The sequence below is a fragment of the Marinobacter sp. C1S70 genome, from assembly GCF_000475355.1.
Taxonomy (GTDB): domain Bacteria; phylum Pseudomonadota; class Gammaproteobacteria; order Pseudomonadales; family Oleiphilaceae; genus Marinobacter; species Marinobacter nauticus.
The window spans coordinates 33,021-48,501 of sequence record NZ_AXBW01000041.1 but is presented as its reverse complement, the minus strand read 5'-3'; the positions used below and the strand labels follow the sequence as shown (position 1 = coordinate 48,501).

The window sequence follows — 15,481 nt, the reverse complement described above, 5'->3', positions numbered from 1 at the left end:
AGCGACCGCGCTGGCGAGCCTGCGTGGAAACTGGCCCTTTGTTGGTGCACTTGCGTTCAGGGGTACCGGTTTTTTGCACCGTATATAGGCATTCGGTAAAAACGCTGTGGATAATTACTGGGATAATTTGCGAATAATGCCAGAGTAATTTAATTAAATTTATATTTAACAAATATTTACCGACGCTTTTGGCTGTAAGTGAAGGCATCAATTGTGTGGATAACTTTTTGAAAAGTTTTTTGAACAATGAATGACAAGGCTATGAAATCCTGAAACTTTCGGTTTTTCCTTATCCTGCACGCACCCTGTCAGAGAGCCGTGGCGCCCAGATAATCGTCTATGGCCAGCTGACAGGGTTTTTATTCCTGTCGTCGCTGGTTAAAATTTGCACATTCTGACTGCAATTTCCCGGGCGAGGCGTTATACTCGCCGCCCTGTTTTTTTCCCCGATTTCCGAGGTGTAGTGTGGAGTTTCCGACCCGTTTCGATGTCATTGTCATTGGTGGTGGCCATGCCGGCACCGAAGCCGCCCTGGCGGCTGCGCGCATGGGTTCGCAAACCCTGCTGCTGACCCACAATATCGAGACCCTGGGGCAGATGTCCTGCAACCCGGCCATCGGTGGCATTGGCAAGAGCCACCTGGTGAAGGAAATCGACGCCCTGGGCGGCGCCATGGCCCGGGCCACCGACCAGGCTGGCATCCAGTTCCGGGTGCTGAACAGCCGTAAAGGCCCGGCGGTGCGCGCTACCCGCGCTCAGGCGGACCGGATTCTGTACAAAGCCGCCATTCGCCATATGCTGGAAAACCAGCCTAATCTGACCCTGTTCCAGCAGGCGGCCGATGACCTGATTGTGGAAAACGACCAGGTGGTCGGCGTGGTGACCCAGACCGGCATCCGCTTTAACGCCAAGACCGTGGTCCTGACCACCGGCACCTTCCTGGGTGGGGTTATCCACATCGGTATGCAGAATCACGCCGGTGGTCGCGCCGGTGATGCGCCGGCCAATGCCCTGGCCAAACGCCTGCGGGAACTGCCGTTCAACGTCGGCCGCCTGAAAACCGGTACGCCGCCGCGCATTGATGCTCGCACCGTGGATTTCTCCGCGATGCAGCAGCAGTGGGGGGACGATCCGACACCGGTGATGTCGTTTATTGGCAGCCGTGACGAGCATCCGGAGCAGATCTGCTGTTACGTGACCCGCACCACCGAAGAAACCCACGACATTATCCGCAGTGGTTTTGACCGCTCGCCCATGTTCGCTGGCAACATTGAAGGCGTGGGCCCGCGCTATTGCCCGTCCATCGAGGACAAGGTCAACCGCTTTGCCGACAAGGATTCGCATCAGATTTTCGTAGAGCCCGAAGGCCTGACCACCAACGAGCTGTACCCGAATGGTATTTCCACCAGCCTGCCGTTTGATATCCAGCTCAAGGCCGTGCGCTCGATACCGGGTTTCGAGAACGCCCACATCCTGCGCCCGGGTTATGCCATCGAGTATGACTACCTGAACCCGCAGGACCTGCGCCACACCCTGGAAACCAAGTATATCCAGGGCCTGTACTTTGCCGGTCAGATCAACGGCACCACAGGTTATGAAGAAGCTGGCGCCCAGGGCTTGCTGGCGGGCATCAACGCCTCGCTGCGGGCCCGGGGCCAAGAAGAGTGGTACCCGCGCCGGGATGAGGCCTATCTGGGCGTACTGGTGGACGACCTGATCACCATGGGCACCCAGGAGCCTTACCGTATGTTTACCAGCCGTGCCGAATACCGGCTGATCCTGCGGGAGGACAACGCCGACCTGCGCCTGACCGAAACCGGCCGCAAGCTGGGCCTGGTGGACGACGAACGCTGGCAGAAGTTCAGCGAGAAGTGCGAAGGCATTGCCAAAGAGCGTAGCCGCCTGGAAAGCACCCGCATCCATCCGAACACCGAGGCGGGTGAGCGAGCCAATGGCTACCTGAAACAGCCGATGACCCGTGACCAGTCTCTGGCAGAGCTGCTGCGCCGTCCGGAGATTGTCTACGATCACATCGCCGAGATCGGGGCCGAACGGGCGGAGGACCCGAACGTTGCCGATCAGGTGGAAATCGAGATCAAATACGAAGGCTATATCTCCCGGCAGGCGGACGAGATCGAGCGCCTGCGCAAGAACGAGAACACCGCGTTGCCGCTGGATCTGGATTACGACGTCATCGGTGGCCTGTCCAACGAAATCAAGCAGAAGCTCAAGGACGTGCGCCCGGAAACGGTGGCTCAGGCGTCCCGTATCCAGGGTGTGACCCCGGCGGCGGTCAGTCAGATTCTGGTGCATCTGAAAAAGCGCGACCTGTTGAAAAAGCAGAGCGCCTGAGATGAGTTATCCACAGTGGCCCGGCCAGCTTCGGGACGGCCTCGCGGCCATGAACCTGTCTTTGTCCGACAGCCAGCAGCAACAGTTGCTGGCTTTTCTGGCTCTGCTGAACAAGTGGAACAAGGCCTACAACCTGACCGCCGTGCGGGATGAGCGGGTCATGGTCTCCCGCCAGTTGCTGGACAGTCTGAGCATCCTGCCCTGGGTGACCACAGACCATTTGCTGGATGTGGGCGCCGGCGGCGGCCTGCCGGGTATTCCGCTGGCCATTGTGTTCCCGGAAAAACGCTTTACCCTGCTGGACAGCAACGGCAAGAAAACCCGATTCCTGAATCAGTGTGTGCTTGAGCTCGGGCTGGACAACGTTGAAGTTATCCACGGCCGGGCGGAAGACTGCCAGCCCGATCAGCCCTTCACCCAGATCAGCAGCCGGGCCTTCACCGCGCTGGAAAACCTGGTGACCTGGTGTGGTGGTCTGCTCGCGAATGACGGCGAGTTCCTTGCCATGAAAGGCCAGTATCCGGATGATGAAGTAGCTGCCCTTCCGGCGGGCTGGCAGGTAGAATCCAGCCATTCCCTGACCGTCCCCGGAGCCGACGGCGAACGGCATTTACTGATCGTCGCCCGGGCTGAACGACATCGGTAACCCTCAACAGCAGGAGGCAAAGCATGGCGCGCGTGATTGCAGTGACCAATCAGAAAGGCGGTGTGGGCAAAACCACCACCTGCGTCAATCTTGCCGCGTCTCTGGCGGCCACCAAGCGCCGGGTGCTGCTGGTGGATATGGATCCCCAGGGCAATGCCACCATGGGCAGCGGTGTGGATAAAAACTCCCTGGAGCTGTCCGGATACGATGTGCTGACCAAACGGGCTACTCCGGCGGACGTGATCGTCCACGCTGAAGTCTCCGGTTTTGACCTGCTGCCCGCCAACGGTGACCTGACCGCCGCCGAAGTGGAGCTGATGAACGAGATTGGCCGGGAACACCGGTTACGGCTGACCCTCAACACCGTTCGGGAAAACTACGACTACATCCTGATTGATTGCCCGCCTTCACTCAGTCTGCTGACCGTGAATGCTCTGTCTGCCGCGGATTCGGTACTGATCCCGATGCAGTGTGAATATTATGCCCTGGAAGGGCTGGCGGCACTGATGAACACCGTCCAGCAGATTCAGGAAACGGTCAATCCCAATTTGGAGATTGAGGGTATCCTGCGCACCATGTACGACCCCCGCAATAGCCTGACTCTGGATGTCTCCGGTCAGCTCAGTGAATATTTCGGTGACAAGGTTTACCGGGCGGTGATTCCCCGTAATGTCCGGCTGGCAGAAGCGCCCAGCTACGGCATGCCGGCACTCAAGTATGATCGGGTGTCCAAAGGTGCGGTGGCTTATCTGGCGTTGGCTGGCGAGATGGTACGCCGGCACGGATCGAAAAAGACATCGCCCGCGGTTGCGGTGTAACATAGATCGCCGTCAGGCAACCATGCACCCACTATTTCAACAGGAAGAATGACAACTACCATGGCGGCGAAGAAGCGAGGCTTGGGCGAACGGGGACTGGGGGCACTGCTCCAGGGCTCGAAGGTGAATCTCAATCAGGAGACCAGTGATCACGATGGTGAACTGCGTGAGATCCCGGTCGACCTGATCCAGCGTGGTCGTTATCAGCCGCGCCGGGATATGGACCCCGCCGCTCTGCAGGAACTGGCAGACTCCATTCGTCAGCAGGGCGTGATGCAGCCGGTCGTGGTGCGTCCGGTGTCGGAAGGCCGTTATGAACTGATTGCCGGTGAGCGCCGCTGGCGTGCCACCCAACTGGCAGAACTGGACCGTATTCCCGCCATTGTCCGCGATGTCCCGGATGAAGCCGCCATTGCGATGGCGCTGATCGAGAACATCCAGCGCGAAAACCTGAACCCCATTGAAGAAGCCTTCGCCCTGCAACGCCTGCAGGACGAGTTCGGCCTGACCCAGGCCCAGGTGGCCGAGGCGGTGGGCAAGTCCCGAACGACGATCACCAACCTGTTGCGGTTGATCGGCCTGACCGAAGACGTAAGGGTAATGCTGGAGCATGGTGATCTGGAAATGGGCCACGGCCGTGCCATGCTCACCCTGCCACCGGAGCAGCAGATGCAGGTGGCCCGTCAGGTGGTCGCCAAATCGCTGTCGGTACGCCAGACCGAAGCCCTGGTGCGCCGGGTTCAGCAGGAAAAACCGGAAGACAAAGACAACACCAAGCCGGCTCTTGATCCTAACATCCGGGCCCTGCAGGACGATCTGTCTGACCGGCTCGGTGCCCGGGTGGCGATCAATCATGGTAAACGCGGCAAAGGCAAGCTGGTGATTGAGTACAGTTCACTGGACGAGCTTGACGGCATTCTGGGCCACATCCGCTAGTCGGCCCGATAAAACCTGAAAATCATCCTAAAGGCCCGTCTGGTGCCGGAAACACCACATGTGGTTGTGGTGATCGATGAGCAACACAACCTGTGTAAAACTTCAGGTTTCGGCGGCAAAATCTGCTCACTTTTTCGCCAATTTTTCCGTGCGGTTATGTTGAACACCTATCGGTTAACACATATAATTCCGCGCGCTTGGAATGACAGCTGGTGATATGAACCGTTCTTCTAGAGCCATCACGTACGTACCACTTGGCAAGTGGTTGATTATAGAGATGGCGGTTCTGCTGATTCTGAGCCTGTTGTGGTTGTTGGAAAGTCGTTTGGCCGGGTATTCCGCCCTCATTGGCGGTCTTATTTTTGTCATACCAAACGCGTACTTTGCTCACCGCGCTTATCGTTATCAGGGTGCCCGACAGATGCACCTGGCAGTGAGCAACATATTCAGGGCAGAGAGCATCAAGCTGGCCCTTACCGCAGTGTTTTTTGCGGCCGTTTTCACTTTAATGGAGCCAGTCCACGTACCGGCTCTGTTATTCACTTTTGCTGTGATGGTTGTGTTGGGTACGGCATTGCGCTGGCTCATCCGGCCGCGACCACAGCGATGACTGGACGAGAGCAGTATGGCAGCTGATACCCCAGTAGAGTATATAAAACACCACCTCACCAACCTTACCTATGGCAAGCTCCCGGAAGGCTATGAGCGCGCGGATGGCAGTGTCGTGCAGGAGGCCACCTGGACCTTCGCGCGAACTGGTCAGGAAGCCACAGATATGGGCTTCATGGCAGTCCACGTCGATACCCTCGGCTGGTCAATCGCCATGGGTATTCTGTTCCTGGGCCTGTTCCGCTTTGTGGCCAACCGGGTCACCGAAGGCACGCCGAGCGGCTTGCAGAACCTGATCGAGATGACCTTTGAATTTGTTCAGGGCATCGTGCGCGACGTTTTCCACGGCAAGAATCCGCTGATTGCGCCCTTGGCGTTGACGATTTTCGTCTGGATTCTGCTGATGAACATCCTGAAGCTGATCCCCATCGACTATATTCCGTCGATCGCTCACGCGCTGGGGCTTGAGTACTTCAAGATTGTTCCGACCACCGATCCGAATGCTACCTTCGGCATGTCGATTGGTGTGTTCCTGCTGATTCTGTTCTACAGCTTCAAGGTGAAAGGCGTCAGTGGCTTCAGCAAAGAGCTGGCCTTTAACCCGTTCAATCATTGGATCATGATCCCGTTCAACCTGCTGCTGGAAATCCTGGCACTGATCATCAAGCCAATCAGTCTGGCGCTGCGTCTGTTCGGTAACATGTACGCTGGTGAAGTTGTGTTTATCCTGATTGCGCTGTTGCCACTGTGGATTCAGTGGACGTTGAACGTTCCCTGGGCGATCTTCCACATTCTGGTTATTCCGCTTCAGGCCTTTATTTTTACGGTGCTTACTGTGGTTTACCTCAGCGCGGCACACGAAGATCACTGATTAACCCTTAAATAAACAAACCCTTAACTATCTGAAAAAACTGAGGAGTCTTCAATGGAAATGGTATTTATCGCAGCTGCGTTGATCATCGGTCTGGGCGCTCTGGGCGCTGGTATCGGTTTCGGTCTGCTGGGCGGCAAACTGCTTGAGTCCACTGCCCGTCAGCCGGAAATGGCCAACCAACTGCAAACCAAAGCCTTCATCATGGCTGGTCTGCTTGACGCGGTTCCCATGATCGGTGTTGGTATCGCGATGTACCTGATCTTCGTTGTTGCTGGTTAATTAAACCGAGAGCTGTGGGCGCCGGCTAAGGCCGCGCCCCTCCTTCCGGAAACCAGGACGCAACGAATAGCAAGAGGTATATCGCCGTGAATATAAACCTTACGTTGATAGGGCAATCGATTGCCTTCGCTATTTTCGTCTGGTTCTGCGTCAAATATGTATGGCCGCCGATTACGGCTGCCATGGAAGCGCGCCAGAAGAAAATTGCAGATGGCCTATCCGCGGCCGATCGGGCATCACTCGATCTCGAACTGGCCCAGGAAAAAGCCACCAAAGAACTGCAAAAGGCGAAAGAAGAAGCTGCAGCCCTGATTGACCAGGCCAACAAGCGTGCCGCCCAGATTGTGGAAGCCTCCAAAGAGGATGCCCGCAAAGAAGGCGAAAAGCTTATTGAGCAGGCCAGGGCGGAAATTCAACAGGAGCGTGTTCAGGCTCGCGACGCACTCAGAGCAGAAGTGGCCACCCTGGCCGTTGCCGGTGCCGAGAAGATTCTGGAAACCTCTGTAGACGCCAAAGCTCACAGCGAGATGCTGGAAAAGCTGGCCGCAGAACTCTAAACGAGGGTCATCATGGCAGAACTTACAACGTTAGCCCGACCCTACGCGAAGGCCGTTTTTGATGCCGCGCAGGACCAGAACGCCGTTGATCAGTGGGATCAGGCTCTGGCTTTTGCCGCTCAGGTTGCGGCTGACCAAGAGGTAAAGAACATCCTGGCCAACCCCGGCCTGTCTGAGCAACGCAAGGCGGAACTCTTCGCAGAGTGTTTTGAAGAGCCGCTGCCTGAAGCACTCAGAAACTTCCTGTTGATTCTTGCTGAAAACAAGCGTCTGGCCCTGCTGCCGGAGATTTCTGCTTTGTTCCGTTTGTACCGTGCAGACCTCGAGAAGTCTGTACACCTGACAATCGATACCGCATTCGACTTGTCTGCAGACGAGCAGCAGAAACTGATCGACGCACTGTCCAAAAAGCTGGAGCGCAAGGTCGAACTCGAGACCACCGTGGATCAGTCCCTGATCGGTGGCGTGATCGTACGAACAGGCGACCTGGTTATCGACGCTTCAGTCCGTGGCAAACTGGCCAGAATGGCCAGGGCTCTGGGCTCCTGATTTCAGCACAAGGTTTGAGGACAAAGGCATGCAGCAACTGAATCCATCCGAGATCAGTGACATCATCAAGAAGAGAATCGAGAAACTCGACATCTCTTCCGAAGCAAAAAACGAAGGTACGATCCTGTCTGTATCTGACGGTATCGTGCTGATCCACGGTCTGGCCGACGTTATGTACGGCGAGATGATTGAATTTGCCAACGGCACATACGGCATGGCGCTGAACCTGGAGCGTGATTCTGTTGGTGCGGTTGTTCTGGGTGACTACGAAGGTCTGGCCGAAGGCCAGAAGGTACGTTGTACTGGTCGTATCCTGGAAGTACCCGTTGGTAACGAACTGCTGGGCCGTGTAGTTGACTCCCTGGGTAACCCCATCGACGGTAAGGGCGAGCTGGGCAACAGCCTGACTTCCCCGGTCGAGAAGGTTGCACCGGGCGTTATCGCCCGTCAGTCTGTTGACGAGCCGGTACAGACTGGTCTGAAAGCCATCGATACCATGGTTCCCATCGGCCGCGGCCAGCGTGAGCTGATCATCGGTGACCGTCAGATCGGTAAGACCGCGGTTGCCATCGACGCGATCATCAACCAGAAGCACACCGGCATCAAGTGTATCTACGTTGCCGTTGGCCAGAAGCAGTCTTCCATTGCCGCCGTTGTGCGCAAGCTGGAAGAGCACGGTGCCATGGACCACACCATCGTGGTTGCTGCTGGTGCCGCCGATCCGGCCGCCATGCAGTTCCTGGCTCCGTACGCCGGTACTTCCATGGGTGAGTTCTTCCGCGACCGCGGTGAAGACGCCCTGATCGTATACGATGACCTGTCCAAACAGGCCGTTGCCTACCGTCAGATCTCCCTGCTGCTGCGTCGTCCGCCAGGACGTGAAGCATTCCCGGGTGACGTTTTCTACCTCCACTCCCGTCTGCTGGAGCGTGCGTCCCGTGTAAATGCTGACTACGTTGAGCAGTTCACCAACGGCGAAGTGAAAGGCAAGACCGGTTCCCTGACCGCGCTGCCGATCATCGAGACTCAGGCTGGTGACGTGTCTGCGTTCGTACCGACCAACGTAATCTCCATTACCGATGGTCAGATCTTCCTGGAAACCAACCTGTTCAACTCCGGTATCCGTCCGGCCATGAACGCCGGTATCTCCGTATCCCGGGTAGGTGGTGCAGCCCAGACCAAGATCATGAAGAAGCTCGGCGGTAACATCCGTCTGGCCCTGGCCCAGTACCGGGAACTGGCGGCGTTTGCCCAGTTCGCTTCTGACCTTGACGAAGCAACCCGTAAGCAGCTGGAGCATGGTCAGCGCGTCACCGAGCTGATGAAGCAGAACCAGTACAGCCCGATGACCGTTGCGGAAATGGGTACCGTACTGTTCGCAGCGAACGAAGGCTTCCTGGACGATGTGGATGTCAACAAGGTTGTGAAGTTCGAAGCCCAACTGCTGGACTGGATGCGGTCCGAGCAGAAGGAACTTCTGGACAAGATCGGCCCTGAAGGTAACTTCAACGACGACATCACTGCCGGCCTCAAAGCTGCTCTGGAGAAATTCAAGACCACTCAGAGCTGGTAAATCCAAAAGGCCCGCCGTTGTGCGGGCCTGCTGGTCCATTTGAGTGTCTAACTTGAAAAGGCAGTGACATATGGCCGTCGGAAAAGAAATACGTAACCAGATCGGAAGCATCAAGAGCACGCAGAAGATCACGTCTGCCATGGAAATGGTAGCCGCGAGCAAGATGCGTAAGGCTCAGGAGCGTATGCAGGCAACCCGCCCGTACGCTGAAAAGATGCGCCAGGTAATCGGACACATTGCGAAGTCCAACAAGGATTACCGCCATCCGTTCATGCAGGAGCGCGAGGTCAAGCGGGTAGGCTACATTGTGGTCTCCTCTGATCGCGGTCTTTGCGGTGGTCTGAACACCAACGCGTTCAAGCTGCTCGTCAGAGAAATGCGTGAATGGAAACAACAAGGTATTGAGACCGATATCTGCGCTATTGGCCAGAAGGGTGCCTCCTTCTTCCGCAACTACGGCGGGAACGTGGTGGCAGCCGTGACGCACCTGGGCGATAGCCCGAGTGCAGATCAGCTGATCGGTAGCGTCAAGGTGATGCTGGATTCGTTCGTGGAAGGCAAGATCGACCGCCTGTTCCTGATCAGCAACGAATTCGTCAACACCATGACCCAGAGCCCGAAGGCGCTGCAGTTGCTGCCGCTGCCGGAAGGCGATGATGAAGAAATCGGTCACCAGTGGGATTACATCTACGAGCCGGATTCCCGTCCGATCCTTGACGGGCTGATGCCACGTTATATCGAATCCCAGGTGTATCAGGGTGTGGTAGAAAATCTGGCCTGTGAGCAGGCTGCCCGGATGATTGCCATGAAGAGCGCGACAGATAACGCTGGCAGCATCATTGACGAGCTTCAACTGGCCTACAACAAGGCCCGTCAGGCAGCGATCACACAAGAGATTTCGGAGATTGTGAGCGGCGCGGCATCTGTTGGTTAACGCTCACAGACCTACTGGTTTTATTGACTATCAAGATAACGAGGAACCGAGCATGAGTAGCGGACACATCGTTCAGATCATTGGCGCGGTTATCGACGTGGAATTTCCACGTGACTCCGTTCCAAGCGTTTACGACGCACTGCTGCTTGAAGGTGGCGAAACAACTCTGGAAGTCCAGCAGCAGCTGGGTGACGGCATTGTTCGTACCATCGCCATGGGCAGCACTGAGGGCCTGAAGCGTGGCCTGAAAGCAGAAAACACCGGCAAGCCGATCTCTGTACCTGTTGGTACACAGACTCTGGGCCGGATCATGGACGTTCTGGGTCGTCCCATCGACGAACAGGGCGACATCGGCGAAGAAGAGCGCTGGGCTATCCACCGCAAAGCACCGGGCTATGCCGATCAGGCAGCGTCTGCCGACCTGCTGGAAACCGGCATCAAGGTTATCGACCTGATCTGCCCGTTCGCCAAGGGTGGTAAGGTTGGTCTGTTCGGTGGTGCCGGCGTAGGCAAGACCGTAAACATGATGGAACTGATCAACAACATCGCGAAAGAGCACTCCGGTCTCTCCGTATTCGCAGGTGTTGGTGAGCGGACCCGGGAAGGTAACGACTTCTACTACGAAATGAAGGAGTCCAACGTTCTCGATAAGGTTGCCATGGTTTACGGCCAGATGAACGAGCCCCCTGGAAACCGTCTGCGTGTGGCCCTGACCGGTCTCACCATGGCTGAGAAGTTCCGTGACGAAGGCCGTGACGTACTGCTGTTCGTTGACAACATCTACCGTTACACCCTGGCCGGTACTGAGGTATCTGCACTGCTGGGTCGTATGCCTTCTGCGGTAGGTTACCAGCCGACCCTGGCGGAAGAGATGGGTCAGCTGCAGGAGCGGATCACCTCTACCAAGACCGGTTCCATCACTTCTATCCAGGCGGTCTATGTACCGGCGGATGACTTGACTGACCCGTCTCCGGCCACCACCTTCTCGCACCTGGACGCGACCGTGGTACTGAGCCGTGACATCGCTTCCAAGGGTATCTACCCGGCGATCGATCCGCTCGACTCCACCTCCCGTCAGCTGGATCCGCTGGTGATTGGTGAGCAGCACTACAACGTTGCCCGTGGTGTTCAGAACGTTCTGCAGCGCTACAAGGAACTGAAAGACATCATCGCGATCCTGGGTATGGACGAGCTGTCTGAAGACGACAAGCTGATCGTATCCCGCGCCCGTAAGATCGAGCGTTTCCTGTCGCAGCCGTTCCACGTTGCTGAAGTATTTACCGGTTCTCCGGGTAAGTACGTGTCTCTGAAAGAGACCATCGCGAGCTTCGAAGGCATTCTCAACGGTGACTACGACGACATGCCGGAGCAGGCGTTCTACATGTGCGGCGGCATCGAAGAAGCGATTGAGAAAGCTAAGGCAATGAAAGAGAAGGAAGGTAAGTAAGACACCTTTTTTCCTTTCAGACCCAAGAGGCGTAAGAAATGGCTATGACCGTACATTGTGACGTCGTAAGTGCCGAGGAAAAAATCTATTCGGGCCTGGTGGAGATGCTGATCGCCACCGGTACCGAAGGTGAGCTTGGCATCCAGTATGGCCATGCTCCGTTACTGTCCGAGCTGAAGCCCGGCGCAGTGCGGATCATCAAGCAGGGTGGCAGTGAGGAGATTCTGTACGTATCCGGTGGTTACCTGGAAGTACAGCCCAATCTGGTTACCCTGATGGCCGACACCGCCGTTCGTGCAAAGGATGTGGACGAAGCAGCGGCCCTGGAAGCCCAGAAGCAAGCCGAGAAGGCACTGGCGAACAAGACAGGCGAGTTCGAGTACTCGCGTGCTGCTGCCGAGCTGGCCGAAGCTGCCGCTCAGCTGCGCACCATCCAGAAGCTGCGCAAGCACCTGCGTTAAGCAGAGCCTGTGTCAGCGCCCGGACTGGCCTGACAGTGAACCGCATCCTCAGGTGGAGGGCCCGGTATTCCGGAAACGGAGTGTCGGCGATTCCACCGGGACGCGGTTTTTTCATTTATGGACGTTTTGAATACCGGAGCTGATTGCCCCATGAGCCCGTTACACGTTGTGATCCTGGCCGCAGGCCAGGGCTCCCGCATGAAATCCTCCCTGCCCAAGGTACTGCATCCGGTGGCGGGTAAAGCCATGCTGCACCATGTGGTTGATACCGCAAAACAACTGGGCGCGGAGAAAATTCACACGGTGATTGGTCACGGAGCCGATCAGGTTCGGGCGTCTCTGGAAGACGACTCGGTGAACTGGGTGTTGCAGACCGAACAGCTGGGCACCGGCCATGCCGTGGCCCAGGCGCTGCCGGCACTGCCGGATGATGCCCGGGTGCTGGTGTTGTACGGTGATGTCCCTCTGACTCGCAAAGATACCCTGGAAACCATGGTCGCGGACCTGGACGAACGGAATCTGGCTTTGCTGACGGTGGATATGGACAACCCCCACGGTTATGGCCGGATCGTTCGCAACGAACAAGGCCTGGTTCAGGCCATCGTTGAGCAGAAAGACGCGACCGCTGAACAGCAGCAGATTCAGGAAGTAAACACCGGCATTCTCGCGGTTTCAGCCAGTCATCTGAAGCAATGGCTGCCCGCTCTGTCCAACAGCAATGCCCAGGGCGAGTATTATCTGACTGACATTATCGCGATGGCGGTCGACCACGGCTTGTCAGTGACGGTTTCCCAGCCGCTGAATCCGTTTGAGGTTCAGGGCGTGAATAACCGCCTGCAACTGGCGGAACTGGAGCGCTGGTACCAGCGTCAGCAAGCCGAGCGTTTGATGACCGAGGGTGCATCCCTGGCGGACCCGGCCCGCATTGAGGTGCGCGGTGAGCTCACCATTGGCAACGACCTGTGGATAGACGTAAACGCGGTCTTTGAAGGCCGGGTGAGCCTCGGCAACAACGTCGTGATCGGACCCAACTGTGTGATCAAAGACGCCACCATCGCCGACGGTGCCGAGATCAAGGCCAACAGCGTGATTGAAGGTGCGGTAGTGGGTTCCAACGCCCAGATCGGGCCATTCGCACGTCTGCGCCCGGGCACTGAACTGGCCGCCAACACCAAGGTTGGCAATTTTGTCGAAACGAAGAAGGCCGTGGTGGGTGAGGGCAGCAAGATCAATCACCTCAGTTACGTTGGTGATGCCTCACTGGGCCGTAATGTGAATGTGGGTGCAGGTACCATCACCTGCAATTATGATGGTGTGAACAAACACCAGACGGTATTGGGTGACGGGGTATTTGTCGGCTCCAATACCTCACTGGTCGCTCCGGTGAACGTAGCGGAACAGGCCACCATTGGTGCCGGCTCCACCATTACCCGCGATATCAGCGAAGGGGAACTGGCGGTGGCCCGTGGCAAGCAGCGCAACATCGCCGGCTGGGAACGGCCGAAAAAAGCGTAACCAACGATTAACGAACAGGTGATAACAGCATGTGTGGGATTGTAGGAGCGGTATCTGAACGGGATGTCCAGGGTATTCTGCTGGAGGGCCTGCGCCGCCTGGAATACCGGGGGTACGACTCCGCCGGCATGGCCGTCATCAATGGCCAGCACCTGGTGCAGCGAGCCCGGGAAGTTGGCAAGGTGGCGGCCCTGGCTGATGCCATTGAAGCAAACCCCCTGGCTGGTCACCTGGGTATCGCCCACACTCGCTGGGCCACCCACGGCGAGCCCTCTCAGGTAAACGCCCATCCCCATATGTCCGGCGAGCGGCTGGCCATCGTCCATAACGGCATCATCGAGAACTACCAGGAACTACGGGATGAACTCAGGGCCGAGGGTTTTGAGTTCACCTCCCAGACCGATACCGAGGTGGTCGCGCATCTGATCGAGAAATACTTCCGTGAACAGGGCAAACTCTACGAGGCGGTAAAGTCGGCCATTCAGCGTCTGCGCGGTGCCTACGCCCTGGCCGTTGTTCATGCCGATGAGCCGGATCACCTGGTGGTCTGTCGCGAGGGCAGCCCTCTGGTGGTTGGCGTCGGTATTGGCGAGAATTTCATCGCGTCTGACCAGCTGGCCCTGTTGCCGGTGACCGACCGCTTCATGTTCCTGGAAGAGGGCGATATCGCCGATATCCGCAAGGACAACATCCGCATCCACGATCGCAGTGGTCAGCCGGTGGAGCGGACCATTACCCGTTTTGAACACGGTGCTGACTCTGCGGACAAAGGTGAATACCGCCACTTCATGCTCAAGGAAATCTACGAGCAACCGAAAGTGATCAAGGCCACCATGGAAGGCCGGATCACCGACAGCCGGGTCCTGGAGCAAGCCTTGGGAACCGATGCGGCCAACCTGCTGGATAACGTCCGTCACGTGCAGATCATCGCCTGTGGCACTTCGTACCATGCCGGCATGGTGGCCCGCTACTGGATTGAGGAACTGGCCGGCGTGCCTTGTTCGGTGGAAGTCGCTTCCGAGTTCCGCTACCGCAAACACGTGATTCAGCCCGACACCCTGTTCCTGTGCATTTCCCAGTCCGGTGAAACCGCCGACACTCTGGCGGCATTGCGTCAGGCCAAACAGGCTGGCTTCCGCGCGGCTCTGGCCATCTGCAACGTGCCGGGCAGCTCGCTGGTGCGGGAATCCGATCTGGTCATCATGACCCAGGCCGGTCCGGAAATTGGTGTGGCGTCGACCAAGGCGTTCACCACCCAGCTGACCGCCTTGCTGATCTTCACCCTGGCGCTGGCGCGCCATAATGGCCTGAGTGAAGAGAAAGAGGCAGACATCGTTGCCGCCATTCATCAGTTGCCCAAGCAGGTGAGTGATATCCTCGCCCTGGATGCCGACATTGAAGAGATGTCCAAGGCGTTTATGGACAAGAACCACAGCCTGTTCCTGGGCCGCGGTTCCCAGTTCCCGGTGGCGATGGAAGGGGCCCTCAAGCTCAAGGAAATCTCTTACATCCACGCCGAGGCCTATCCCGCCGGCGAGCTCAAACACGGTCCGCTAGCCTTGGTGGACAGTGAAATGCCGGTAGTCACGGTGGCACCGAACAACGACCTGGTGGAAAAGCTGAAATCCAATCTGGAGGAAGTTCGCGCCCGTGGCGGTGAGCTGTTCGTGTTTGCCGACAAGGCGGCGGACGTGAAGCCGGAAGAAGGCATCCACGTGATGCAACTGCCGTCCGTGCACGAGATCACCGCGCCCATCGTGTACACCGTACCGCTGCAGTTGCTGTCTTATCACGTGGCGGTGTTGAAGGGTACGGATGTGGACCAGCCGCGGAACCTGGCCAAGAGTGTGACGGTGGAATAACCGGTCTTTCCCTTCCAGGTGTTTGTGTGGGATTCAAATAAAGTAGGTTACTTATAAATATAGTTGGTA

The 15,481-nt window shown here is 57.3% G+C and carries 15 protein-coding genes; all 15 read left to right on the top strand.

Annotated features, from left to right (window positions below):
- Positions 1 to 465 precede the first annotated feature (465 nt).
- The 15 genes from mnmG to glmS all read left to right on the top strand — a co-directional run bounded on the left by mnmG (position 466) and on the right by glmS (position 15,412).
- Positions 466 to 2,352 carry a tRNA uridine-5-carboxymethylaminomethyl(34) synthesis enzyme MnmG gene (mnmG, locus tag Q669_RS13125; protein ID WP_022992617.1) on the top strand — a complete coding sequence of 629 codons (1,887 nt, stop codon included), beginning with the start codon at positions 466 to 468 and terminating at the stop codon, positions 2,350 to 2,352.
- 1 nt (position 2,353) lies between these two features.
- Positions 2,354 to 2,998: a 16S rRNA (guanine(527)-N(7))-methyltransferase RsmG gene (rsmG, locus tag Q669_RS13120; RefSeq protein WP_022992616.1), complete on the top strand. Its 645-nt coding sequence runs from the start codon at positions 2,354 to 2,356 to the stop codon at positions 2,996 to 2,998.
- A 23-nt stretch (positions 2,999 to 3,021) separates the two neighbouring features.
- The gene (locus tag Q669_RS13115) at positions 3,022 to 3,816 is read left to right on the top strand and encodes a ParA family protein (RefSeq protein WP_022992615.1); all 795 of its coding nucleotides are present in this window, start codon (positions 3,022 to 3,024) and stop codon (positions 3,814 to 3,816) included.
- Between the two features lie 60 nt (positions 3,817 to 3,876).
- A complete protein-coding gene (locus tag Q669_RS13110) occupies positions 3,877 to 4,752 on the top strand; it encodes a ParB/RepB/Spo0J family partition protein (RefSeq protein ID WP_022992614.1) in 876 nt (291 codons plus the stop codon).
- Between the two features lie 217 nt (positions 4,753 to 4,969).
- A complete protein-coding gene (locus Q669_RS13105) occupies positions 4,970 to 5,362 on the top strand; it encodes an ATP synthase subunit I (RefSeq protein ID WP_036149719.1) in 393 nt (130 codons plus the stop codon).
- 15 nt (positions 5,363 to 5,377) lie between these two features.
- Entirely contained in the window at positions 5,378 to 6,232 is an 855-nt protein-coding gene (atpB, locus tag Q669_RS13100) for a F0F1 ATP synthase subunit A (RefSeq protein WP_022992612.1), read from the top strand.
- A gap of 54 nt (positions 6,233 to 6,286) precedes the next feature.
- Positions 6,287 to 6,514, top strand: coding sequence for a F0F1 ATP synthase subunit C (atpE, locus tag Q669_RS13095; protein ID WP_014423137.1), 228 nt, complete (start codon positions 6,287 to 6,289; stop codon positions 6,512 to 6,514).
- Positions 6,515 to 6,600: 86 nt separating this feature from the next.
- On the top strand, positions 6,601 to 7,071 hold the full coding sequence (locus Q669_RS13090) for a F0F1 ATP synthase subunit B (protein ID WP_011787280.1): 471 nt from the start codon (positions 6,601 to 6,603) through the stop codon (positions 7,069 to 7,071).
- 12 nt (positions 7,072 to 7,083) lie between these two features.
- Positions 7,084 to 7,620, top strand: coding sequence for a F0F1 ATP synthase subunit delta (locus tag Q669_RS13085; RefSeq protein ID WP_011787279.1), 537 nt, complete (start codon positions 7,084 to 7,086; stop codon positions 7,618 to 7,620).
- A gap of 28 nt (positions 7,621 to 7,648) precedes the next feature.
- Entirely contained in the window at positions 7,649 to 9,193 is a 1,545-nt protein-coding gene (atpA, locus tag Q669_RS13080) for a F0F1 ATP synthase subunit alpha (RefSeq protein WP_011787278.1), read from the top strand.
- 70 nt (positions 9,194 to 9,263) lie between these two features.
- Positions 9,264 to 10,127 (top strand): F0F1 ATP synthase subunit gamma, encoded by an 864-nt coding sequence (gene atpG, locus Q669_RS13075; RefSeq protein ID WP_011787277.1) that lies wholly within the window; start codon positions 9,264 to 9,266, stop codon positions 10,125 to 10,127.
- Between the two features lie 52 nt (positions 10,128 to 10,179).
- Positions 10,180 to 11,574: a F0F1 ATP synthase subunit beta gene (gene atpD, locus Q669_RS13070; RefSeq protein ID WP_011787276.1), complete on the top strand. Its 1,395-nt coding sequence runs from the start codon at positions 10,180 to 10,182 to the stop codon at positions 11,572 to 11,574.
- A gap of 38 nt (positions 11,575 to 11,612) precedes the next feature.
- Entirely contained in the window at positions 11,613 to 12,035 is a 423-nt protein-coding gene (locus Q669_RS13065; protein WP_011787275.1) for a F0F1 ATP synthase subunit epsilon, read from the top strand.
- A 150-nt stretch (positions 12,036 to 12,185) separates the two neighbouring features.
- Positions 12,186 to 13,550 (top strand): bifunctional UDP-N-acetylglucosamine diphosphorylase/glucosamine-1-phosphate N-acetyltransferase GlmU, encoded by a 1,365-nt coding sequence (glmU, locus tag Q669_RS13060; RefSeq protein WP_022992609.1) that lies wholly within the window; start codon positions 12,186 to 12,188, stop codon positions 13,548 to 13,550.
- 29 nt (positions 13,551 to 13,579) lie between these two features.
- Positions 13,580 to 15,412, top strand: a complete 1,833-nt coding sequence (gene glmS, locus Q669_RS13055; RefSeq protein ID WP_022992608.1) for a glutamine--fructose-6-phosphate transaminase (isomerizing) — start codon at positions 13,580 to 13,582, stop codon at positions 15,410 to 15,412.
- The last annotated feature ends 69 nt before the right edge of the window (positions 15,413 to 15,481 follow it).